The organism is Metamycoplasma neophronis (assembly GCF_006491995.1).
In the GTDB taxonomy this organism is placed as follows: domain Bacteria; phylum Bacillota_I; class Bacilli_A; order Mycoplasmatales; family Metamycoplasmataceae; genus Metamycoplasma; species Metamycoplasma neophronis.
In genome coordinates this window covers 1-633 of sequence record NZ_VHHP01000036.1, presented here as the reverse complement: position 1 = coordinate 633, position 633 = coordinate 1, and the positions used below count along the sequence as shown (strand labels likewise).

The window sequence follows — 633 nt, the reverse complement described above, 5'->3', positions numbered from 1 at the left end:
CGGTGAAGGCCATTCCGGTGCTATCGGCGGAGTGGGTGAACAGGTGGCACCTGCGGTAGCCACGGCACCTGCGGTGTCGCCGGCTACCACGTCTGCGGTGGCAGCCGAATCCGGCTCGACGCCGGCGACCAAGGCGCAGGCGATGCACGCGACGACCAACCCCGGCAACGCGGCACACCAGGGCAACCCGGCCGACCCGGGCAACTCGGCGCGCCGGGCTGATGGCGGGCGCGATGAGCAGTTACTGCTTCTTCCGTTGACGAGTCTTCGGGGGTTGCGCCACACGCTAAAGAAGTTGTCCGGGCTTCGAGCTCGAAATGGGCTGCTGACAGCATCCGGCGACAATGCTAGTGGCAGCGGCCGGCCGTGGGACCGCGACCAACTGCTGCGCGCTCTTGGTCTTCGACCGCCCGGGCACGAATGAGCGATCGCGCCTGTGCGCAAGGCCGCGTTGCCGGTCGCATGGTCGACGAACACCCCGGGCGCCGATCACGGCACCGAAGTGCATATCAACCCCGGTGCAGATGCGGCTGAATTCGGCGAGCGCCCTGGCGTGTGTGCGCCTCCGGGACGGTGGGTCTCGAGTGGATCATGTTCGGCCACCAGAACCAGCGACCTAGCAGCGCTGCGATG

The 633-nt window shown here is 67.8% G+C and carries 1 protein-coding gene; it reads left to right on the top strand.

The window, feature by feature from the left end:
* On the top strand, positions 1 to 633 hold a 633-nt coding region (locus FJR74_RS08395; RefSeq protein ID WP_211333941.1), incomplete at both ends, for a hypothetical protein.